Origin of the sequence: Bacillus sp. RC51, from assembly GCF_044908115.1 — a bacterium.
Taxonomy (GTDB): domain Bacteria; phylum Bacillota; class Bacilli; order Bacillales; family Bacillaceae_G; genus Bacillus_A; species Bacillus_A mycoides.
Map to the genome: position 1 here is coordinate 819,830 of NZ_JBIYCW010000001.1, position 23,109 is coordinate 842,938.

The following is a 23,109-nucleotide window of genomic DNA, read 5'->3' on the forward strand; positions in this document are numbered from 1 at the left end:
CGGAAGTGGAAGTGGTGGGATTTTTGATTACAAGCATTGTAACGAGAAGCCAGATTACAAGACTATTAAATGATTTGTATTAAGAAATATAGACGCAACATGTTATAAAGCTGGAGAGTTAAAAAGAATATGGTGTTTTTTTGTTTGTATAGGATAATCAAAATTTTGAAGTCCAGCCATGGTGTAACAGGGCGCATAACTTTGTATAAAAGAGGATATGAAAACACACATAAGTCGTATTGATGTAAAACATTATAAAAACTACTACGTATTTAACAAGTAGTTTTTTGTATTTCACCCTTCGTTTTCTGTAACTGATTCCATATTTTTGACGCTCCGTCTTGTAAGTGCTTACATGAGCGAAAACATCCTATACAATGAAGTTGTTAAGTCGAATGAGGTGGCGAAAATAAAAATAAAAAAAGCATATTTAGCGAATAGCATTGAAATAGAAAGAGGAGGCGGAATGATATGAAAAAATCAAATGTTAATCCATGGCTTGTTGTCCTTGGCACAGTCATAGTACAAATGGGACTTGGGACGATATATACATGGAGTTTATTCAATCAGCCTTTAGTTAGTAAATATGGTTGGAGTCTAAACGCTGTTGCTATAACTTTCTCAATTACTAGTCTTTCCTTAGCGTTTTCAACTTTATTTGCGAGTAAATTGCAAGAAAAGTGGGGACTTCGAAAACTTATTATGATAGCTGGACTAGCATTAGGACTAGGATTAATACTTAGTTCACAAGCTTCCTCATTAATATTGCTTTATGTACTAGCAGGAGTTGTTGTAGGTTATGCAGATGGTACAGCATATATCACTTCATTATCCAATTTAATAAAGTGGTTTCCAAAGCGTAAAGGTTTAATTGCTGGTATTTCTGTCTCTGCATATGGTTCGGGTAGCTTAATTTTTAAATATATTAACGCACAGTTAATTGAATCAGTTGGTGTATCACAAGCGTTTATATACTGGGGTTTAATTGTTACAGCTATGATTGTCCTTGGCGCTTGTTTAATCCATCAAGCTGCAGATCAAGGAGCAGTTCATGAAACAAAAACTCAGGAATATACAACGAAAGAAATGTTAGGCACAAAACAAGTATACTTATTATTTATTATGTTATTTACATCATGTATGAGTGGCTTATACTTAATTGGTATGGTAAAAGACATTGGTGTTCAACTTGTAGGGCTTAGCGCAGCGACAGCAGCTAATGCGGTGGCTATGGTTGCAATCTTCAATACATTAGGTCGTATTATTTTAGGACCGTTATCAGATAAAATCGGTCGTTTAAAAATCGTTACTGGTACATTTGTTGCTATGGCAGCTTCAGTCTTGGTTTTAAGTTTCGTAGATTTAAATTATGGTATCTACTTCGTATGTGTAGCAAGTGTAGCGTTTTGCTTTGGTGGAAATATCACTATTTTCCCAGCTATCGTTGGTGATTTCTACGGTATGAAAAACCATAGTAAAAACTACGGAATTGTGTATCAAGGATTTGGATTTGGAGCGCTCGCTGGTTCCTTTATCGGTGCAGTTCTAGGTGGATTCAAACCAACTTTTATGGTGATCGGCGTATTATGTGTCGTATCATTTATTATCGCACTTTTAATCCAAGTGCCTAAGCAGAAAAAAGAAAAAGAAGAAGAGTATCGCAGTGTAGCGTAAGTATATAAATCTTCTTTAACACTATGTTTACTAAAAAGCACCCTATTTAATAGGGTGCTTTTTTATGAATTACAACATGTGGAATTTTCTAGAGGCAAAAAAATGAGTAAAGTATCCGTTTGGATTATATTGGAATATCATAAATTGATATATTATATTCGAAATACTTATTAAATCTTAAATTATAAACACGACATGCATCGGTAATTGCAAGATATACTTTCTCGATATTTTCAGAAAAATGTTGAGAAAATATATACTTGAGTTTTTGGTAAGGCTTTGTAAATGAAGGTATCTACAGTTTATCTTCTTCAATTTTAAAAAGAGGAGTACGAATTAAATTTTTTAATGTAAGTACTTATTAATGCTTTTAGATGTAATTGTATTGAGAAGTACTAAAAAAATTTATCTGAAAAATAAAAATAGGTTGACAAGTTTATTGAGAAAGATTATCATTTCGATGTAAGAATATTAAATGAAAAACATTATCAATGAATAATATTTTGATGAAAAGTACACTTGACCAATTAGTTTAGTAAGTGTATTATTTTTTACATTGATAGTGATAATCGTTATCAATATAGCTATTTGTTTAATTAGATTAATTTTCAAATGAAAGGATAGAGGAAATGAACTTAGGGGAATTTGATGGAAAAACGGTTTTAGTAACAGGTGCAGCTCAAGGTATAGGCAGTGTTGTTGCCAAAATGTTTTTAGAAAGAGGAGCTACAGTTATTGCGGTTGATCAAAATGAAGAGGGGTTAAACGTACTCTTAAATGAAAATGAATTTAATGAAACACGTATGAAAACATTTCATTTAGATGTGAGTGATAGTACCGCTGTTGAAGATATGGTAAACGGTATTGAAAATGATATAGCACCAATAGATATATTAATAAATGTTGCAGGGGTATTACGTATGGGACCAATTCACTCTTTAAGTGATGAAGATTGGAATAAAACCTTCTCTGTAAATTCTACAGGAGTTTTCTATATGTCTCGAGCAGTAAGTAAACATATGATGCAAAGAAAGTCAGGGGCAATTGTTACAGTTGGTTCAAATGCGGCAAATACTCCGAGAATGGAAATGGCTGCGTACGCTGCATCAAAAGCCGCAACGACAATGTTTATGAAGTGTTTAGGATTAGAGCTTGCAGCATACAATATTCGCTGCAACTTAGTTTCTCCTGGTTCTACTGAAACTGAAATGCAAAGATTACTATGGGCTGATGAGAATGGAGCTGAAAATATAATTGCTGGTTCTCAAAATACATATAGACTCGGTATTCCGTTACAAAAAATTGCACAACCTTCAGAAATTGCTGAAGCAGTATTGTTTTTAGCTTCTGATAAAGCAAGTCATATTACAATGCACAATTTATGTGTCGATGGCGGAGCTACATTAGGAGCTTAATAAAAAATTCAGGAGGTTATTATACTATGAATGAACTTACAGCCGTAAAGGAACTGTCAGAAGAACTTTTAGAAGATTATAAGACAGAATCTTCATTCTTTTTCACTTCACCAACTCGAACAATATTAGCAGAAGGAGAGTTTACTACAGTAAAACATCGTGAAATTGAAAGCTTTCCAGAACTTGTACAAGCGGTATTAAGTAATGCAAAACAAGCTGGAAATCCGAATCCTATCGTTGTTGGTGCTTTGCCTTTTGATCGTAGAAAAGAAGTTCAACTTATCGTATCAGAACATAGTAGAATTACTGAGCGTTTACAGTTAGAGACAACAAATGAGATAAAACGAAATGAGAAACTAACATTTGAAATGACACCGGTTCCAGCTCCTGAAGTTTATATGGATGGTGTGAAGCAAGGAATAGCAAAAATTCAGGATGGAGATTTAAGGAAAATCGTTCTATCTAGATCGTTGGATGTTAAGTTTTCCGAGAAAATTGATCAACAAAAACTACTTCGCGAATTAGCAGAGCATAATAAGCACGGTTATACATTTGCTGTGAATTTACCGAAAGATGAAAACGAGAACAATAAGACGTTAATTGGAGCAAGCCCTGAATTGCTTGTTTCACGTAGTGGTATGCAAGTAATTTCAAATCCGTTGGCTGGCTCAAGACCACGAAGTGAGGATCCAGTAGAAGATAAAAGAAGAGCAGGAGAATTACTTTCTTCTCCAAAAGATTTACATGAACATGCGGTAGTAGTTGAAGCGGTTGCTGCTGCGCTTCGTCCGTACTGTCATACATTGCATGTGCCAGAAAAACCATCAGTTATTCATAGTGAAGCAATGTGGCATTTGTCTACAGAAGTGAAAGGTGAACTTAAGGATCCAAATACTTCTTCTTTACAATTAGCAATTGCTCTTCATCCTACGCCAGCAGTTTGCGGAACTCCAATGGAAGAAGCAAGAGAGGCTATTCAAAAAATTGAGCCATTTGACCGTGAATTCTTTACAGGAATGTTAGGGTGGAGCGATCTAAATGGAGATGGCGAATGGATTGTTACAATTCGTTGTGCTGAAGTGCAAGAGAATACACTTCGCTTATATGCAGGTGCTGGAGTTGTTGCTGAATCAAAGCCAGAAGATGAGTTAGCAGAAACATCAGCTAAGTTCCAAACAATGTTGAAGGCTTTAGGGTTAAGAGATAATTCGCTGAATGAAAAATAGGGGGAAGAAAGAATGTTAATAGGTTATACGGAATGGCCAAAAGAATTTGCCAATCGCTATCGAGAAGAAGGGTGTTGGCTTGGAGAAACATTTGGTTCGATGTTAAAAGAACGCGCTGAAAAACATGGAGATCAAATTGCGATTGTAAGTGGTAATTCACAAATAACCTATAGTGAACTTGATAAACAGGTAGATCGCTTAGCTTCAGGTTTACTGAATTTAGGAATAAAGAAAGAGAATCGAGTTGTAATCCAGTTACCTAATATTATAGAGTTTTTCGAAATATGCTTTGCACTATTTCGAATTGGAGCGCTTCCTGTTTTTGCACTACCTTCACATCGAAGCAGTGAAATTAGTTATTTTTGTGAGTTTGGTGAGGCGAGTGCTTACGTTATTTCAGACAAGGCTCTCGGCTTTGATTACCGAAAACTAGCAAGAGAAGTAAAAGAAAAAGTGCCTACTTTACAACATGTAATCGTAGTAGGGGAAGAGGAAGAGTTTGTGAGTATAAATGAACTTTACATGAATCCCGTTCCGTTACCAGAAGTTCAGCCAAGTGATGTTGCGTTTCTCCAATTATCAGGAGGGACGACAGGACTTTCTAAATTAATTCCTAGAACACATGATGACTATATTTATAGTTTACGTATTAGCGCTGACATTTGTAATTTAAATGCAGAAAGCGTCTATATGGCAGTTCTTCCAGTAGCACACAATTACCCGATGAGTTCTCCAGGAACATTTGGAACTTTCTATGCGGCTGGAAAAGTAGTATTGGCAACTGGAGGTAGTCCAGATGAGTCATTTGCTCTTATAGAAAAAGAAAAAGTTACGATTACAGCGCTCGTTCCACCATTAGCAATGATTTGGCTTGATGCGGTATCTTCTCGTAACGACGATTTATCGAGCTTGCAAGTTATTCAAGTAGGCGGTGCGAAATTTAGTGCCGAAGTTGCGAAGCGTATACGCCCTACATTTGGATGTACGTTACAGCAAGTGTTCGGTATGGCAGAAGGGTTAGTAAATTACACAAGATTAAATGATCCTGAAGAAATCATTATTCATACACAAGGTAGACCGATGTCTACATTCGATGAAGTAAGGGTTGTTGATGAAAATGATAACGATGTAAAGCCCGGTGAAGTAGGAAGTTTATTAACAAGAGGGCCATATACAATTCGTGGCTATTATAAAGCGGAAGAGCATAATGCAAGATCATTTACAAAGGATGGATTTTATCGTACAGGAGATCTTGTGAAAGTAAATGAACAAGGTTACATCATTGTAGAAGGCAGAGATAAAGATCAAATTAATCGTGGCGGTGAGAAGGTTGCTGCGGAAGAGGTTGAAAATCATCTATTAGCGCATGATGCAGTACATGATGTAGCAATTGTATCTATGCCTGACGATTATTTAGGAGAACGTACTTGCGCTTTTGTTATAGCTCGCGGACAATCTCCAACTGTAAGTGAATTAAAAACGTTTTTAAGAGCACGTGGTATAGCGGCTTATAAGATTCCAGATCGAATTGAATTTATTGAATCATTCCCGCAAACAGGTGTTGGAAAAGTAAGCAAAAAAGAATTACGTAAAGCCATTGCTGAAAAACTTATTACAGTAAAACGATAAAAAACTATTAAAATTTGGAAGGAAGTGATTAGATGGCTATCCCATCTATTTCAGTATATAAAATGCCAATTGAATCAGAACTACCAAAAAATAAAGTGAATTGGACGCCAAATCCGAAACGTGCGGTTCTTCTAATCCATGACATGCAAGAATACTTTCTTGATGCATATAGCGATACAGAATCGCCAAAAGTAGAACTAATTTCAAATATTAAGGTGATAAGAGAAAGATGTAAGGAACTAGGTATACCAGTTGTTTATACAGCACAACCTGGTGGACAAACGTTGGAACAACGAGGGTTATTACAAGACTTTTGGGGTGACGGTATTCCTGCTGGGCCAGATAAAAAGAAAATTGTCGATGAACTTACTCCAGATGAGGATGATATATTCCTAACAAAATGGAGATATAGTGCATTTAAAAAGACGAATCTATTAGAAATTTTAAATGCACAGGGAAGAGATCAACTTATTATTTGCGGTATTTATGCGCATATTGGCTGCCTTTTAACAGCTTGTGAAGCTTTTATGGATGGTATCCAGCCATTTTTTGTAGCAGATGCAGTTGCTGATTTTTCACTAGAGCATCATAAACAAGCATTGGAGTATGCATCTAATAGATGTGCAGTAACGACATCAACAAACTTACTATTAAAAGATTTACAAAGTGTAAAAGGCGATGACAGTGAAGGAATCACTTTACAGGAAGTACATGAACTAGTTGCACAACTACTCCGTGAGCCAGTAGAGAGTATTGAAGTTGATGAAGACTTATTAAATAGAGGACTTGATTCGGTCAGAATTATGAGTTTAGTAGAGAAATGGCGTCGCGAAGGGAAAGAAATCACTTTTGCAGATTTAGCAGAACGTCCAACTGTTGATGATTGGTACCGTTTACTATCTTCACAAGCAGCACAAGTGCTGTAACAAATAGACTACATAATAAAGGGGTAGTAAAGAATGCCTAACAGTCAAAAGATTCGTCATTCGTTATCATCTGCGCAGTTTGGTATGTGGTTTGCGCAGCAATTAGATCCGCTTAATCCGATTTATAATACTGGGGAATATATAGAAATAAACGGAAATATTAATCAAGAAATTTTCGAGTTAGCTGTACGTAAAGTGGTAAAAGAAGCAGAAGCACTTCATGTTCGTTTCGAAGAGGATGAAATTGGCCCATGGCAAGTTATTGAGGAATCGTCAAAGTTTCATATGCATTTTATTGACGTTCGTAAAGAGGAAAATCCTGAAGAAGCTGCTAAAGTATGGATGAAAAATGATCTATCTATGCCCGTGGATTTAACAGAGGATAAATTATTTACTGAAGTACTTATTCAAGTTGAAAATAATCGTTTCTTTTGGTATCAGCGCATCCATCACATTGTGATGGATGGCTATGGATTTTCACTTCTTAGCCAAAAGGTAGCGAATGAGTATACATCACTTATAGAAGAAACAAACAAGAATGAAAAGCCATTTGGTTTTCTTGCAAAAATTGTACAAGAAGATAATGAGTATCGTGAATCTAAACAATTTCAGGAAGATCGTACTTTTTGGCTAGAAAAGTTTGCAGATGAACCGGAAGTTATAAGTTTAGCAGAACGAGCGCCGAGAACATCAAATGGATTTTTACGAGAAACTGCTTATCTATCAAATGCTAGTACGAAAACTTTACTAGAAGATATTAATATTTCGTTAACGAGTTGGCCCGAATTTGTTGTAGCCGTAACAAGTATTTACATGCATAAATTAACAGGCGCAAATGATATTGTTTTAGGTTTACCGATGATGGGGCGTCTTGGTTCTGTATCTATTCATACACCAAGCATGGTAATGAATTTAGTTCCACTTCGTCTCACTGTAACTCCAAATATAACTCTTGCGGAATTAATACAGCAAGTTTCTAAAGAAATTCGAGACGTACGTCGTCATCATAAATATCGTCATGAGGAATTAAGAAGAGACTTAAAGTTACTAGGTGAAAATCAAAGGTTGTTTGGGCCGTTAGTGAATGTTATGCCTTTTGATTACGGGCTTAACTTTGCTGGAAATCGTGGTATTACACATAATTTATCAGCAGGACCTGTTGATGATTTATCGATAAATGTATATAAACGTTTCGATGAAAATGAGTTAATGATTCATTTTGATGCGAATCCGGAAGTATATAGCGATACGGAACTAGCATTGCATAAAGAAAGATTTATGAATCTATTAGAATTAGTGATAAATAATTATCACAAAGACAAGCCGATTGGAAAAATAAACATTACTCTTCCTGAAGAAAATCATAAAGTTTTATTGGAATGGAATGAAACGAAGAAAGCTGAAGAGCTAATTAATCTACCTATATTATTTGAAAAACAAGTACAAAAAAATCCAAATAAAATAGCAGTTACTTGTAACGGGATAAAACTTACGTATAAAGAGCTAAATGAACGAGTGAATGAACTAGCACACTATTTATTAGAAGAAGGAATACGACCAAATCAGTTTGTTGCCTTAGTATTTCCAAGATCAATAGAAATGGTAGTTAGTATGTTAGCAGTTCTAAAGACGGGTGCAGCGTATTTACCGATAGATCCAGAATACCCAGTTGAACGTATTAGTTATATAGTAAATGATGCAAAACCGGTGTATATCATAACACATTCATCTGTTTCATCCTCTTTAGTTATAGAAAATGATATTAAAAAAATCATATTAGATAGCGAAGAAACGAAAATAGTGTTAAAAACATATTCTCATATGAATATACCATTTAAAAATGATGAATCACTTTTAAACCCAGCGTATACAATTTACACTTCAGGATCCACTGGAAATCCAAAAGGTGTAATTGTTCCTATGAAAGGTTTAAGTAACTTCTTATTAGCCATGCAACATAAGTTTTCATTAAATGAAAACGATCATTTATTAGCAGTTACAACGTTTGCGTTTGATATTTCTGCTCTAGAAATTTATTTACCTCTTATTAGTGGTGCAAGTATAACAATTGCACAAAAAGAGGTAATCCAAGAGCCTTTTGCGTTAACTACACTTTTACTAGAAGAAAGAGCGACAATTATGCAAGCTACACCGACCCTTTGGCAGGCGTTAGTAATGGAATATCCAGATAGACTACAAGGGCTAAAAGTGCTTGTTGGTGGTGAAGCACTTCCAGCTCATTTAGCAAATAAATTAAAAGAATTAGGTTGCTCTATAACTAACTTATATGGACCAACTGAAACGACTATTTGGTCTACTTTCATGAACATTGATGACAGTGAAAATGGTATACCTCCTATTGGAAGACCAATTTGGAATACAGAGGTGTACGTTTTGGATGCAGGGTTACAGCCTGTTCCACCTGGAGTTATCGGTGAATTATATATTGCAGGAGAAGGACTTGCGAACGGATATTTAGGAAAACCAGCGTTAACGGCTGAACGGTTTGTTGCAAATCCTTATGGAGAACCAGGAGCACGTATGTATCGCACCGGTGATTTTGTGAAATGGCGTAACGATGGTGTGCTAGAGTACATTAGTCGTGCAGATCATCAAATTAAAATTCGTGGTTTCCGGATTGAATTAGCTGAAATTGAAACGGTTTTACAACAACATGAAAATATACAACAAGCAGTAGTAATGGTACGAGAAGATCGTCCAAATGATAAACGAATCATTGCGTATATCGTTGCCGAAGAGAAGGAAACGATACATCTTTCAGAAATTCGCTCTTATGTTTCAGAAAGTTTAGCGAATTATATGGTACCATCAGCATTTGTTGTGCTAGAAGAATTACCATTAACACCAAATGGTAAGGTTGATAGAAAGAAATTACCTGCTCCTGATTTTAATGGAATGAACAATGAGAGAGTTGCTAGAAATCCGAAAGAAGAAATACTATGTGATTTATTTGCAGAAGTACTTGGTGTTTCGCGAATTAGTATAGATGATAATTTCTTTGAAATGGGTGGCCATTCGCTTCTTGCATCTCGTTTAATGGCAAGAATTCGTGAAACGTTAAGTGTAGAATTAGGGATCGGAAAGCTATTTGAATCACCAACTGTTGCTGAATTAGCGAAACAATTAGATCGTGCAAAAAGCGCAAGACCAGCTATTAAGAAAGTAAGTAGACCAAATGAAGTTCCACTTTCATTTGCACAGCGCAGGTTATGGTTCTTAAATTGTTTAGAAGGTCCAAGTCCTACTTATAATATTCCGTTAGTCATTCGTATGTCTGGAAAATTGAATGAGGAAGCACTGCAAGGTGCCTTTTATGATGTAGTTGAGAAACACGAAACACTTAGAACGATTTTCCCGAATTCACTTGGCAGTTCATATCAAAGAATTCTAGAAATGGATAAATTGAATTTAAAAATGATTATAACAAATACATGTAAAGATGAATTAGAAAGTGTACTTTCAGAGGCGGTAAAATATAGCTTTAACCTTGATGTTGAGCCAGCAGTTCGTTTACAACTTTTTAAAGCGAGTGAAAATGAGCATGTATTACTAATTCTTTTACATCATATTGTAGGAGATGGCTGGTCATTACAACCGTTAATGAGAGACTTTACAGCGGCTTATAAAGCACGATGTCAAGGTGATAGTGTTCAACTAGAAACCCTTCCAGTTCAATACGCAGATTATTCACTCTGGCAACAACAGCTATTAGGTGATGAAACAAAACCAGACAGTATTATTTCAACACAATTAGATTTTTGGAAAGAAGAGTTAAAAGGTTTACCAGATCAAATGGAGTTACCTACAGATTACCAGCGCCCAATTGAAACTAGTTATCGCGGGGAAACAATTCATTTTCATTTAGATGAAGGTATGCATAGTAGGTTAGTGGAGCTTGGTCGTAAAAATGGAGTTAGTTTGTTTATGGTGTTGCAAGCGGGACTTAGTGCACTATTTACAAGATTAGGTGCTGGAACTGATATACCATTAGGTAGCCCGATTGCTGGAAGAAACGACGATGTACTCTCGGATATAGTCGGTTTATTTGTAAATACATTAGTGTTACGTACAAATACATCAGGAGATCCAAGCTTTAAAGAATTATTGGATAGAGTGAAGCAGGTAAACCTTGCAGCTTATGAAAATCAAGATGTTCCATTTGAACGACTTGTTGAAGTGTTAAACCCAGTACGAACTCGAAATAGTCATCCGCTGTTTCAAGTTATGTTAGCTTTCCAAAATACGCCAGAAGCAACGTTTGATGTACCGGATTTAGAAGCGAGCCTTGAAATTCAAAGTGTTGGTTCTGCAAAATTTGATTTAACATTTGAGATTAGTGAAAGTAATGGAGCTGATGGTACGCCAAATGGCTTACACGGATTGTTAGAGTTTAGTACCGATTTATATAAACGTGAAACGGTTCAAAAACTAATAGAACGATTCATTCTATTATTAGATGATGCAGAGAAACATCCGGATCAATCAATTGGTAGATTAGAAATATTAACTTTATCAGAGCGAAATACAGTTTTAGAAAAGTGGAATGGTGGTTTTCAAATTGTACCTGAAATGACATTGCCACAATTATTTGAAAAGCAGGCTCATGTAAATCAAAATTCTATTGCTGTCGTCTTTGAAGATGAAAAGCTAACTTATGAAGAGTTAAATAGAAAAGCGAATAAAATAGCTCGTTTGTTAATAGCGAAAGGAATCGGTCCTGATCAACTCGTTGCTTTAGCGATGCCGAGATCTTTAAACATGGTTGTAAGCTTACTAGCTGTTCTTAAAGCTGGTGCGGGATACCTTCCGTTAGATCCGGATTATCCGTCAGATCGTATTTCATTTATGCTACGCGATGCGAAACCATCATGTGTTTTAACAAATTCAGATGTGGAAGTTGAATGTGATGAGGCACTACAGATTTTAGTTGATGATGTGAAAGTAATAGAAGAAATTGAGAAATATAGTGAAGATAATATTGATGAAATGGAGCGCATTAAGCCGTTATCTCCTTCACATATTGCTTATGTTATTTATACGTCAGGCTCAACAGGTAGACCGAAAGGCGTTATGATACCTCATCAAAATGTAGTAAGACTTTTAGGAGCAACTGATCATTGGTTCCAATTTGACGCAGACGATGTGTGGACGATGTTCCATTCATACGCTTTTGATTTCTCAGTTTGGGAAATTTGGGGACCTTTATTATATGGAGGGCGTCTAGTCGTAGTACCACATACTGTAAGTCGCTCGCCGAAAGAATTTTTACAACTGCTTGTTAAGGAAAAGGTGACTGTTTTAAACCAAACTCCATCAGCGTTCTATCAATTGATGCAAGCCGATCGTGAAAATGAAGAGATTGGTCAGAAATTATCTTTACGATATGTTGTGTTTGGAGGAGAAGCACTTGAACTAAGTCGATTAGAAGATTGGTATAGTCGTCATCCTCATAACTCACCGAAGCTTATTAATATGTACGGTATAACGGAGACGACGGTACATGTTAGTTATATTGAATTAGATGAGAGCATCGTCTCTTTACGAGCAAATAGTTTAATCGGGTGCAGTATACCGGATCTTAAAGTATACGTACTAGATAACTATTTACAACCGATGCCACCTGGAGTAGTTGGAGAAATGTATGTTGCAGGTGCAGGACTGGCTCGTGGATATTTAGGAAGAGCAGGATTAACTGCTGAACGTTTTATCGCAGATCCATTTGGGAAGCCAGGTACAAGAATGTATCGTACAGGGGACCTAGCGCGCTGGCGTCAAGATGGGACGTTAGATTATATAGGACGTGCAGATCATCAAATTAAAATTCGTGGATTCCGAATTGAATTAGGGGAAATAGAAGCGGTAATAATGAAACATCCTAAAGTTGAACAAGTAGCAGTTATTGTACGGGAAGATCAACCAGGGGATAAACGATTAGTTTCTTATATCGTCGCATCAAATAATGAAACGATTAATACGAATGAAATGCGTCAGCATGCAGGAGGTAGTTTACCAGATTACATGGTTCCGTACGCTTTTGTAGTAGTAAATGAGTTACCTTTAACTCCAAACGGTAAATTAGATAGAAAGGCATTGCCAGCTCCAGAATTTATTGCATCATCTTCTAGCCGCGGACCGAGAACACCGCAAGAAGAAATGTTATGCGACTTGTTTACAGAAGTTTTAAGTGTGTCTCAAATTGGAATTGATGACGGATTCTTTGATCTTGGTGGTCATTCACTTCTTGCAGTGCAGCTGATGAGCCGTATTAAAGAGGCACTTGGGGTTGAACTGAATATCGGAACTTTATTTGCAGCACCTACTGTTGCAGGTCTTGCTGAAAGACTTGAAATGGGGAATGGTCAAAGTGCACTTGATGTGTTGCTTCCATTACGAGCAAGCGGAGATCAATTACCACTATTTTGTGTACATCCAGCAGGTGGATTAAGTTGGTGCTATGCAGGACTTATGAAATCTTTAGGAACAGATTATCCAATCTATGGTGTACAAGCACGTGGTATCGCTGAAAATGAAGAACTTCCAAAAAGCTTAGAGGAGATGGCGGCGGATTATTTAAAACACGTTCGTGAAATACAGCCTCACGGACCATATCGTTTACTCGGATGGTCGCTTGGAGGAAATGTTGTTCATGCTATGGCGGCGCAACTTCAAAATGAAGGGGAAGAAGTAGAATTACTCGTTATGCTGGATTCGTATCCTGGTCACTTCTTACCGAATACGGAAGCACCTACTGAAGAAGAAGCGTTAATCGCATTACTTGCTTTAGGTGGATATGATCCAGATAACATGGATGGTAAACCACTTACTATGGAAAGTGCGGTTGCAATACTTCGCAAAGATGGAAGTGCATTAGCAAGTCTTGAGGAAGAGACTATTTTAAACTTGAAAGAGACATATGTGAATTCAGTAGGGTTGTTAGGGAAATATGTGCCAAAAGTTTATAACGGGGATATTTTATTCTTTAGATCTACTGTTATACCAGACTGGTTTGACCCTATTTCTCCAAATACGTGGCTAAATTATTTAGACGGGGAAATCGTGCAGCATGACATTGATTGTAGACATAAAGATTTATGTCAGCCAGGTCCACTTACAGAAATTGGACAAGTGCTAGCGAAATATTTGCAGAATAAGAAAGGGGTAAGTAAAGTATGACGAATCCATTTGAAAATGATAATTACACATATAAAGTATTAATGAATGAGGAGGGCCAGTATTCTCTCTGGCCTGCCTTTCTCGATGTACCAATTGGATGGAATGTCGTACATGAAGAAGCTAGCAGACAAGTTTGCTTAGACTACGTTGAAGTTAACTGGAATGATTTAGAGCCAAAAAAAAATCAAATTAGCGAAAAAATATTAGTAGGAAAACAATAATGAAAGTAAAAATAAATCCAAAAGTAGTTGTAAGCATCGTTTATATAACAGCGATGTTTATGGCTGCGATGGATGCAACGATTGTGAATGTAGCACTGCAAACGATAAGTAAAGAACTACAAGTACCCCCATCTGCAATGGGGACAGTAAATGTTGGGTATTTAGTTAGCTTAGCTGTTTTTCTTCCGATTTCTGGTTGGTTAGGCGATCGTTTTGGTACGAAAAAAGTATTTTTAACTGCCCTTTTCGTTTTTACAATTGCATCTGCATTATGTGGAATTGCGAATGATATTACTTCATTAAACATTTTTCGTATCATTCAAGGTGCTGGTGGCGGGCTTTTAACACCAGTCGGGATGGCGATGTTATTCCGAACATTTTCACCAGAGGAAAGACCAAAAATTTCTCGATTTATTGTACTTCCAATTGCTGTAGCACCAGCGATCGGACCAATTATTGGTGGTTTCTTTGTAGATCAAATGTCTTGGCGCTGGGCATTTTATATTAATCTGCCGTTTGGTATCATTGCGTTGCTCTTTGGACTTCTATTTTTAGCAGAGCATATTGAAAAATCGGCTGGTCGTTTTGATTCTCTCGGTTTTGTTCTTTCAGCACCAGGTTTTGCGATGCTCATCTATGCACTCAGTCAAGGCCCGTCAAAAGGTTGGGTTTCTCCAGAAATAATAAGTACTGGGATAGCTGGGATTGTGCTCATTACATTGTTTATTATTGTAGAACTGAAAGTGAAGCAACCGATGTTAGATTTACGCTTATTAAAAGAACCGGTCTTTAGAAAAATGAGTCTTATTTCGTTGTTTTCATCAGCTGGTTTACTAGGAATGTTATTTATTTTTCCGCTTATGTATCAAAATGTAATAGGAGTTTCCGCGCTGGAATCCGGTCTTACGACATTCCCAGAGGCGATTGGATTAATGATTTCTTCACAGATTGTGCCATGGTCATATAAGAAATTAGGAGCTCGAAAGGTAATCTCTATTGGATTAGTAAGTACGGCGGTTATCTTTATTTTATTAAGTTTTGTAAATCATGATACGAATCCATGGCAAATTCGGGCACTATTGTTTGGCATTGGTATTTTCTTAGGTCAATCTGTCGGTGCGGTTCAATTTTCTGCTTTTAACAATATTGCACCACCTTCTATGGGGAGAGCAACTACTATATTCAATGTGCAAAACCGATTAGGATCTGCAATAGGAGTTGCTATTTTAGCTAGTATACTATCTGGTTTTGGAAGTAATAGCGTACAGAATAATGCACAGTCAGATTTCTTACCATATCAAGCTGCATTAATTGGATCAGCAATATTTTTACTCATAGCATTACTATTTTCTTTACGTATTTCCGATAAAGAGGTAATGTCAAAGAAGAATAAAAAGCCGTTATCTGTATTACAAAAAGAGAAAGAAGTTGTAAATGAATGAGTTGTAGCATGCTAATACTCTTTTAAAATAAAGTGATATTGGCATTTAAAAGGAGAGAGTTTACATGATAGAGAGTAAAGTTGTAGATTCTGTACCAACTCTTAATGAGAATAGTTGTCAAATATGGTGGGCAAGAATTTCAGATTTACAATCATCGCATTACAATTTACTAAATGATGTAGAGCGAGAGAAAGCAAATTCATATCATCATTCGGCAGACCGTGCGCGTTTTATAATAGGTTGCGTAATTAGTAGATTAGTACTTGGAAAGGTACTTTCTATGTCGCCAGTTCAAGTGCCAATTGATCGAATGTGCCCAGTATGTAAATTACAACATGGCAGACCACAGTTACCAGAAGGTATGCCGCAAATATCAGTCTCACATTCGGGTGAGTGGGTTGTTGTTGCATTTACTAAATCTGCACCTGTTGGTGTTGATGTTGAGCAAATGAATCCAAATGTAGATGTTATGAAAATGGCAGAGGGCGTATTAACAGACATTGAAATAGCACAAGTTATGAAATTACCTGATGAGCAGCGACTAGAAGGGTTTTTAACATATTGGACTCGAAAAGAAGCAGTGCTGAAAGCGACAGGTGAAGGACTATTGATTCCACCAGTAAAAATTACAGTATCAGCTCCAAATGACCCTCCAAAATTGTTGATTTTTAAAGATAGACAAGAGTTAGCAGAAAATACAATGATGGAAGATGTAAGACCTAGTTTAGATTATATGGCTTCCATTGCAATATTCAGTAAAGAAGTGATTGAAATCACGCAGTTAGACGCGGGATTGCTATTAAATCATCGTTAATTTTTAATAAAATTTCTTATAGAAGAGGTGTTCCTCATGTTAGTAGCGGAAAATAGAAAAACTGAATTAACTTATAATGTACAGGCAATTAAAGATATGTTGTTTTCTAGAAATACGTCATCTATTCTAGCTTTAGAAAAACTTGTAAAAGATACAGTTCAGTTTGATGTACTTGAACAGGAAGCGCTTAATAGACAATACATTCCGAAAGAAGCAAAGAATTTCTTTGATAAAAACGGAACATTTCTTTATCGCGTATCTAATGTTAGTTATAAAGGTAAGGTGTTATCTGAAAATCTAATTTTTGCGGACACTTCGTTTTTACCGGATACAATAAAGAGTGAATTAGAGAGTGGAAATATTCCTGTTGAAAACCTTATAGAAAAGATGGAAGTAAGAAGAAACGTATTATATGAAGGATATCAGCCATCTGGAAATATTATCGAATTGTTTGATGGATGTTCTGTTGCGGCGAATGTTTATCCAACTAGAAAATATCAAATTGTAAGTAACTGCAAATGTGTATTTTATATTTGTGAAGTGTATCATGCAGAGAATATAAAGGAACTGCTTAAATAAGAAATAAACAATAAACAATAAACCAGCCTATAAAATGGCTGGTTTATTGTTTATTTAACAGCTTCTTTTAATTCTTTTCCTGCTTTAAATGCTGGAACTTTACCAGCAGCAATCTGAATTTCTTCTCCAGTTTGCGGATTACGCCCTGTACGAGCAGATCTTTCACGCACTTCAAAAGTTCCAAAGCCGATTAGTTGCACTTTATCGCCAGATTGTAATGCATTAGCAATTGTGTCAAATACGGATTGTACAGCTGCAGAAGCATCCTTTTGAGAAATATCAGCTGATTGTGCTACATTTTTAACTAATTCTGTTTTGTTCATGTTTTCACCTCATAAAAAATTTTTTTAGAATGAATGTTTTAGTATAATGGTTAGTAAAGATAAAGCTAACTTTGTGATTAGAAAGAATGCTGTATATTTATGTTAATTTCGTTGAAAGAAACTGAATCCCTGCTAATAATTAGGGATTAATTAAGAATTGATGCATACAACAAGCTGTAATATGAGGATGAGGGGGAATATACGGATGATTTTTCGTGAAAAGAATGAGAAAGAAAGTATATTAATTCGTCAACATGATCATGGTTTTTTAGCTGGTGAAATTGCAAGACATATAATAGAAGATTTTTTTGAAGATAAAATATACTTAAAAGAGACAATTGATGCTATATATGAGCATGATAGAGGATGGATAGAGCTTGATAAAGTACCAATTTTGAATGATACTAAAAATATTCCATATACATTTATGGATTGTCCAAGTTCATTACGCTTTGTTTTTTATACGATTGGTTTGAATGCAATTGAAGAGTCAAATCCATACGGGGCGCTACTTTGTAGTAAGCACTTTTTATCATTTCCATTAAATGAGGAAGATGAAGAGATGATGTCTTTTTATAAACATGAATTGGAACGACAAAAAAGAATTTTGAAAACGTTAACAAAAGAACAATATGCGATGTTTGATAAACATTATAGATTATTAAAGTTTTGTGATGAACTTTCTTTATATGTATGTATGAATAAACCTGGTGTAAAAAAGAAAGATGAAATTGATTTATTTAAAGAGGGTTTTGAAGGAACAGAAATGTTTAATAGTAAGGGGGAGAAGCCTATTCAAGCTGAATGGGTGGATGAAGAAACAATTCAAATAACATCGTTTCCATTTAAAACGGAATTTCATACGTATGTAAAATATAAAACTATAAATAAACATGAAGTTAAAGAAAAAGGGATTGTAAAAGCTGATAGAGAATCGGAAATGAAGAAGCAAAACATTCGTTTCATACAATAAAGAAAATTTTTCAAACATAAGAAATCTAAAATTAAAACCCATACATTTTGAACAATTTCTTTTTTTAAATGTATGGGTTTATTCTATATAAAATCAATATTTATAGTGGAATTTAAACTGAAGTTATTGTAAACACAAATTAACTTGCCTGTTTTTTATGACTTTCTTTCAATTTCTCTGCTTGTAAAAACCGATTTGTTTCAGCGACAACTACACTACTTAACCCAATAAGACCAATTAAGTTTGGAATCGCCATAAGTCCATTCGCAATATCGGCAAATGTCCATACAACACCTAATTTTAAATTAGCGCCAATAGCAATCATAACGATAAAGATTGCTTTATAATATCGTACAGCACCTTGTCCGAATAAATAAGCTACACACTTCTCTCCGTAATACGACCAACCTAAAATAGTAGAGTAGGCGAATAATATAATGGCGATACCGAGAATCATACTACCAGCAGTACCGAATACGGATTGGAATGCTAATGTTGTAGCTTCAACACCAGTTTTACCTGATTTCCATGCGCCTGTAGTAATTAATACTAGCCCCGTAATTGTACATACAATAAATGTATCTAGAAAAGTACCAGTCATAGAAACTAAAGCTTGTTTTGCAGGTGAATCTGTTTTGGCAGCAGCCGCAGCAATAGGAGCACTTCCTAAACCAGCCTCGTTAGCAAATACACCACGTGCCATTCCGATTTGAATTGCAGATGCAACTGTTGCTCCGATAAAACCACCAGCAGCTGCAGTACCTTGAAATGCACCAGAAAAAATAAGTGAAAATGCTTCTGGAATTTGATCAAAGTGATAGAAAATAATAATAAGGCCAGCGATTATATAAAAGAATGCTTTAATAGGAACGATATATCCAGTAACTCTACCAATCTTTTTTACACCGCCCAAAATAACGATGGCGATTAAGAATGACATGAGTATACCAGTTAATGCGGGAGGGAAAGCAAAATTGATTCGCATTGCCTCTGCAACTGAATTAGATTGAACCATATTACCGATACCGAAAGAAGCAGCTGTGCCGAATATAGCGAATAAAACAGCCAGCCATTTTTTCCCTAAACCACGTTCTAAATAATACATTGGTCCACCGGAGTATTCACCATTTTCATTACTAACACGGTATTTCACCGCAAGGATTGCTTCGGCATACTTTGTTGCCATTCCAAATAAAGCAGTAATCCACATCCAAAAGATTGCGCCGGGTCCACCGATTGTCACAGCAGTTGCGACACCTGCTATATTTCCCATACCAATCGTTGCAGCCATAGCTGTCATCAGTGCTTGGAAGTGACTAATATCTCCAGAAGATGATGTATCCTCTGATTTTTTAAAAGCTAGTTTGTGAGCGTATATTAGTTTACTAAATTGTAAACCTTTTAAGCGCACTGTGAGAATGATACCAGTTCCAACAAGTAGCAACAAAGTTGGTAACCCCCACACATATTGATTAATTTGTTCTAATACTTTACTTACTGTTTCCATCTGTATTCTCCTTTTTTAGAAAAAATAAAAACCACTTCAAGGAAATGAAATGGTCTCTGGAGAAACAAGGGATAGAAAAATAAACCGATACAAATCGGCATTTTCTTTCGCTTGTCTCTGTCCTTTTACCTGAGAGATTATCCGCTAGATTAGCGGATTTGCTCCTTCGGTGCTCGTTTTCCTCCGCGCTATATTAAGCGAGAGGGAGTCTCTCCAGAGATTCGTCCCCATGCAGTTCTACTTGTAAACAAGACCTGAGAGTTTCAAAGTTGGTTCAGCAACTTTTTGCCCCGTCGGTAGATCAATAGACCTTCTCCTGAATGGTTCATCCGAATTATAAAATTAAAAACTTAAACGCATTGATTGTGTATAGAATCAATAAAAAACATTATAGAGATACAATTAGTGAAATGCAATCATTTTTTATTTTGAAATAGTAAATGAGTTAAGAGTGAGATGTAATCTGTATAGGATTATACCCCCTTTAAATTCCGAATTATTTGAAATAAAATCAATTTGGTGGTTTGATAGATTTAGAGTGACTAAAAATGGTTATTTGTGTATGGAGTATAACAGCAGATATAATTTGTTTACATAATTTTATTATGTAAACAAATTATTACAAGAGGGAAATGGGTCTTATCATAAGGGGGAGTAGAAATGCTATTAAAAACAATATTTTGCAAGGTGGAAGAAGAGAAAAGGGAATTGTTTTCTGATGCGCAAGAAAAATGGCGTGATTTACAGTATTTAGACGGATTCTATGGACAATTTGGTGGGTGGAATGAAGGGGAAGCGTGTGTATATACTTTATGGGAAGATCGAAATGCATATCAATCATTCATGAATGATGCTCATGATACAATTTTTTTAAATAGTAATCAAGAAGGCACATATATTTCCTGTAATATTGAAATGTTTCAAACGTTGTATGATATAACAGAAACTCCTTTGAAAGACGTAATTGCACAAGGGTCATTTGTAAGAGTTGCAATTTGCGATGTGAAAGAAGGAAAAGAAAAGAATTTTTTACATACGCAAGAAACAATTTGGAATAAAGGAATGGAAAATGCAAAAGGGATATTAGGTGGAGTTGTAGGGAAGTCTTTAAAGAATGAAAATCGTTACATAGTATTAACTTATTGGCAAGATGAAATAGTACATGGACGTTATATGAAAGAAATTTTCCCAGAGTTATATCAGTTGGCAAATGTAAATGAGTATGTCGAAAATATAAATGGAAAGAAAGTTATTCGGAAGGAAGAATGGTCTGTTGCCGCTTCTAAATAAAGTTAGAACTTATTAAAGTAGCTAGTTTCGAAAAAAATGATACAGAACATTAGTTCTTGTATAATTACTTTGTACAAGAATAAGAGGGGAGATATTTAAATGAGTAGAGTTTTAAGATTTGAATTGCAAGTCCCAAACCCTGAAGAAGCTATTCAATTTTATACAAATAGTTTTGGATGGAAGTTTGAAAAAATGCCTGGGACACATGAATATTGGTTCATAATTACAGGTGAGAGTGATAGACCCGGTATCGATGGTGGATTAATGAAATCCCCTGATGGTGCTACTAGGACGACTAATTCTATTGAAGTATCTTCAGTTGATGAGTACATAAATAAAGTTATTGAAAATGGTGGACAAGTAGTTGTACCTAAAACTGCTATTCCTAATATGGGCTACTTTGCTTATTGTATAGATAATCAAGGGCTTCTTTTTGGAGTATGTGAAGAAAATATTGAAGCGTAAAAAATTAGGGAGTTCGAGATTATTTTGTTTGTTGAACGATGTTTTCTATCAAAGATTATAATTATTGAACACTTTTGTATAAAAACTAGTATTATTTTAGCTGAAGAAGGATCCATTTTGAATATTTTCAAAAGGATTCTTTTTGCTTTTCACATATTGTGAGTTATTTAGGCATTATTAATCAAACTTATATCGGTATATTATCTATGAAAAAAGTAAATAAATGATGTTATATTCAAGGGTTAATCTATTGACTGCTAAACAGTTTGAGGTGAAAAGGAAAAGAGGACCACTTATTTTCTTGTAAACATGTAATTAAGTGAAGACGTCATATACCCTTTCATGTTAATATATTTAAGTTATAATAGGAGGCTTACCCTTTTGTATTGTACGGTAGAAGCAGTGTGAGCTTGAAATTTTTTATGAAAAGGATGTGCCTAACTTGCGTATCAATAAATTTATTAGTGAAGCTGGAAAAGCGTCTCGACGTGGAGCAGATAAGTTAATTAACGAGAGAAAAGTAATTATTAACGGTAAGGTTGCAAAAATTGGTGACCAAGTAAATCCAGGTGATGACGTACGAGTAAATGGAGAGCAACTTCGTATTGCTCGAGACCATGTGTATATCGCTTTAAATAAACCAGTAGGTATTACATGTACAAGTGAAAAAGCCGTAAAAGGTAACATTATCGATTTAGTGAATCATCCTTTACGAATTAATCACATCGGACGTCTCGACAAAGACTCAGACGGTTTAATTTTGTTAACGAATGATGGCGATATCGTTAATGAGATTTTACGTGCTGAAAACAAACATGAGAAAGAATATATCGTTTCAGTAGATAAGCCGATTACACCGGAGTTTTTAGAGAAAATGGCAGCAGGTGTTAAAATTTTAGATACAAAAACGCTTCCTTGTGAGATTACACAGTTATCAAAATATGAGTTTGAAATTATTTTAACACAGGGGCTAAATCGTCAAATTCGTCGTATGTGTGAAGCTCTAGGTTATCAAGTATATACGTTAAAACGTACGAGAATTATGAATATTGAATTGAATAATTTACCGGTTGGACAGTGGAGAGATTTATCGAAAAAAGAGAAAAAACGCCTATTTTCAGACTTAAATTACGAACCACAAGATTGGTAAAAAAGAGAAGGGGAAACCAAAAATGTTTTTGGTTTCTTTTTTTTGAATAAAAAATATATTTTTAACACTTGTAAAAATAAAATGAATAGGATATATTAAATAACAATAAATGGATTTTTTACAAAAGCAAAGAAAAGGACACGAGTTATTTTAAACGGTTATACAGAGAAGGAAGAAAAGCTGAGAACTTCCTAACGCAGAAAAATAACTTACCACCTTAGAGCTGCACTGGGGAAATCAAGTATCTAGTGCCGTGTAAGCGACGTTACCCGCAAAAGAAG

At 35.5% G+C, this 23,109-nt stretch carries 16 protein-coding genes, 1 riboswitch and 1 other annotated feature (1 of these 18 running past the window's edge); of the genes, 14 read left to right on the top strand and 2 right to left on the bottom strand.

Going from position 1 to position 23,109, the window contains the following annotated elements; translation table 11 throughout:
- Positions 1 to 471 precede the first annotated feature (471 nt).
- The 10 genes from ABH959_RS04250 to ABH959_RS04295 all read left to right on the top strand — a co-directional run bounded on the left by ABH959_RS04250 (position 472) and on the right by ABH959_RS04295 (position 17,120).
- The gene (locus tag ABH959_RS04250) at positions 472 to 1,674 is read left to right on the top strand and encodes an L-lactate MFS transporter (RefSeq protein WP_113937825.1); all 1,203 of its coding nucleotides are present in this window, start codon (positions 472 to 474) and stop codon (positions 1,672 to 1,674) included.
- Between the two features lie 629 nt (positions 1,675 to 2,303).
- Entirely contained in the window at positions 2,304 to 3,089 is a 786-nt protein-coding gene (dhbA, locus tag ABH959_RS04255; protein ID WP_113937826.1) for a 2,3-dihydro-2,3-dihydroxybenzoate dehydrogenase, read from the top strand.
- Positions 3,090 to 3,115: 26 nt separating this feature from the next.
- On the top strand, positions 3,116 to 4,315 hold the full coding sequence (gene dhbC, locus ABH959_RS04260) for an isochorismate synthase DhbC (protein ID WP_404492307.1): 1,200 nt from the start codon (positions 3,116 to 3,118) through the stop codon (positions 4,313 to 4,315).
- Between the two features lie 12 nt (positions 4,316 to 4,327).
- Entirely contained in the window at positions 4,328 to 5,944 is a 1,617-nt protein-coding gene (locus tag ABH959_RS04265) for a (2,3-dihydroxybenzoyl)adenylate synthase (protein ID WP_219302211.1), read from the top strand.
- Positions 5,945 to 5,976: 32 nt separating this feature from the next.
- Positions 5,977 to 6,870, top strand: coding sequence for an isochorismatase family protein (locus tag ABH959_RS04270; RefSeq protein ID WP_113937829.1), 894 nt, complete (start codon positions 5,977 to 5,979; stop codon positions 6,868 to 6,870).
- A 33-nt stretch (positions 6,871 to 6,903) separates the two neighbouring features.
- Positions 6,904 to 14,064 (top strand): amino acid adenylation domain-containing protein, encoded by a 7,161-nt coding sequence (locus ABH959_RS04275; protein ID WP_404492308.1) that lies wholly within the window; start codon positions 6,904 to 6,906, stop codon positions 14,062 to 14,064.
- Positions 14,061 to 14,285 carry an MbtH family protein gene (locus ABH959_RS04280; protein WP_002136206.1) on the top strand — a complete coding sequence of 75 codons (225 nt, stop codon included), beginning with the start codon at positions 14,061 to 14,063 and terminating at the stop codon, positions 14,283 to 14,285. The genes ABH959_RS04275 and ABH959_RS04280 overlap by 4 nt, the downstream gene beginning before the upstream one ends.
- Positions 14,285 to 15,727 (top strand): MDR family MFS transporter, encoded by a 1,443-nt coding sequence (locus ABH959_RS04285; protein ID WP_113937831.1) that lies wholly within the window; start codon positions 14,285 to 14,287, stop codon positions 15,725 to 15,727. Before ABH959_RS04280 ends, ABH959_RS04285 begins: the two co-directional genes overlap by 1 nt.
- 64 nt (positions 15,728 to 15,791) lie before the next feature.
- Entirely contained in the window at positions 15,792 to 16,541 is a 750-nt protein-coding gene (gene sfp, locus ABH959_RS04290) for a 4'-phosphopantetheinyl transferase Sfp (protein ID WP_113937832.1), read from the top strand.
- A 36-nt stretch (positions 16,542 to 16,577) separates the two neighbouring features.
- Positions 16,578 to 17,120 carry a cold-shock protein gene (locus ABH959_RS04295; RefSeq protein WP_113937833.1) on the top strand — a complete coding sequence of 181 codons (543 nt, stop codon included), beginning with the start codon at positions 16,578 to 16,580 and terminating at the stop codon, positions 17,118 to 17,120.
- Between the two features lie 50 nt (positions 17,121 to 17,170).
- Here ABH959_RS04295 and ABH959_RS04300 read toward each other — a convergent pair whose 3' ends face one another.
- The gene (locus ABH959_RS04300) at positions 17,171 to 17,443 is read right to left on the bottom strand and encodes an HU family DNA-binding protein (RefSeq protein ID WP_002012780.1); all 273 of its coding nucleotides are present in this window, start codon (positions 17,441 to 17,443) and stop codon (positions 17,171 to 17,173) included.
- Positions 17,444 to 17,648: 205 nt separating this feature from the next.
- Here ABH959_RS04300 and ABH959_RS04305 point away from each other — a divergent pair, with 205 nt between their 5' ends.
- The gene (locus tag ABH959_RS04305; RefSeq protein WP_113937834.1) at positions 17,649 to 18,416 is read left to right on the top strand and encodes a DUF3891 family protein; all 768 of its coding nucleotides are present in this window, start codon (positions 17,649 to 17,651) and stop codon (positions 18,414 to 18,416) included.
- A gap of 139 nt (positions 18,417 to 18,555) precedes the next feature.
- On the opposite strand, the gene ABH959_RS04310 is transcribed toward ABH959_RS04305, so the two are convergent.
- Positions 18,556 to 19,923 carry an alanine/glycine:cation symporter family protein gene (locus ABH959_RS04310; protein ID WP_113937835.1) on the bottom strand — a complete coding sequence of 456 codons (1,368 nt, stop codon included), beginning with the start codon at positions 19,921 to 19,923 and terminating at the stop codon, positions 18,556 to 18,558.
- A gap of 107 nt (positions 19,924 to 20,030) precedes the next feature.
- A riboswitch (glycine riboswitch) is annotated at positions 20,031 to 20,150 on the bottom strand.
- 433 nt (positions 20,151 to 20,583) lie between these two features.
- Between ABH959_RS04310 and ABH959_RS04315 the strand changes: the two genes are divergently transcribed.
- The 3 genes from ABH959_RS04315 (at position 20,584) to ABH959_RS04330 (ending at position 22,828) form a co-directional block, all read left to right on the top strand.
- Positions 20,584 to 21,213 (top strand): DUF4937 domain-containing protein, encoded by a 630-nt coding sequence (locus tag ABH959_RS04315; protein ID WP_404492309.1) that lies wholly within the window; start codon positions 20,584 to 20,586, stop codon positions 21,211 to 21,213.
- A 99-nt stretch (positions 21,214 to 21,312) separates the two neighbouring features.
- Positions 21,313 to 21,678 carry a VOC family protein gene (locus ABH959_RS04320; RefSeq protein ID WP_113937837.1) on the top strand — a complete coding sequence of 122 codons (366 nt, stop codon included), beginning with the start codon at positions 21,313 to 21,315 and terminating at the stop codon, positions 21,676 to 21,678.
- 442 nt (positions 21,679 to 22,120) lie between these two features.
- Entirely contained in the window at positions 22,121 to 22,828 is a 708-nt protein-coding gene (locus ABH959_RS04330; RefSeq protein WP_002136219.1) for a pseudouridine synthase, read from the top strand.
- A 120-nt stretch (positions 22,829 to 22,948) separates the two neighbouring features.
- Positions 22,949 to 23,109: a binding site (T-box leader), on the top strand (it continues 64 nt past the right edge of the window).

Coding starts and splice junctions, on each gene's coding strand:
- ABH959_RS04250 (WP_113937825.1), top strand. CDS start 472: ATGAAAAAATCAAATGTTAATCCATGGCTTGTTGTCCTTGGCACAGTC.
- dhbA (WP_113937826.1), top strand. CDS start 2,304: ATGAACTTAGGGGAATTTGATGGAAAAACGGTTTTAGTAACAGGTGCA.
- dhbC (WP_404492307.1), top strand. CDS start 3,116: ATGAATGAACTTACAGCCGTAAAGGAACTGTCAGAAGAACTTTTAGAA.
- ABH959_RS04265 (WP_219302211.1), top strand. CDS start 4,328: ATGTTAATAGGTTATACGGAATGGCCAAAAGAATTTGCCAATCGCTAT.
- ABH959_RS04270 (WP_113937829.1), top strand. CDS start 5,977: ATGGCTATCCCATCTATTTCAGTATATAAAATGCCAATTGAATCAGAA.
- ABH959_RS04275 (WP_404492308.1), top strand. CDS start 6,904: ATGCCTAACAGTCAAAAGATTCGTCATTCGTTATCATCTGCGCAGTTT.
- ABH959_RS04280 (WP_002136206.1), top strand. CDS start 14,061: ATGACGAATCCATTTGAAAATGATAATTACACATATAAAGTATTAATG.
- ABH959_RS04285 (WP_113937831.1), top strand. CDS start 14,285: ATGAAAGTAAAAATAAATCCAAAAGTAGTTGTAAGCATCGTTTATATA.
- sfp (WP_113937832.1), top strand. CDS start 15,792: ATGATAGAGAGTAAAGTTGTAGATTCTGTACCAACTCTTAATGAGAAT.
- ABH959_RS04295 (WP_113937833.1), top strand. CDS start 16,578: ATGTTAGTAGCGGAAAATAGAAAAACTGAATTAACTTATAATGTACAG.
- ABH959_RS04300 (WP_002012780.1), bottom strand. CDS start 17,443: ATGAACAAAACAGAATTAGTTAAAAATGTAGCACAATCAGCTGATATT.
- ABH959_RS04305 (WP_113937834.1), top strand. CDS start 17,649: ATGATTTTTCGTGAAAAGAATGAGAAAGAAAGTATATTAATTCGTCAA.
- ABH959_RS04310 (WP_113937835.1), bottom strand. CDS start 19,923: ATGGAAACAGTAAGTAAAGTATTAGAACAAATTAATCAATATGTGTGG.
- ABH959_RS04315 (WP_404492309.1), top strand. CDS start 20,584: ATGCTATTAAAAACAATATTTTGCAAGGTGGAAGAAGAGAAAAGGGAA.
- ABH959_RS04320 (WP_113937837.1), top strand. CDS start 21,313: ATGAGTAGAGTTTTAAGATTTGAATTGCAAGTCCCAAACCCTGAAGAA.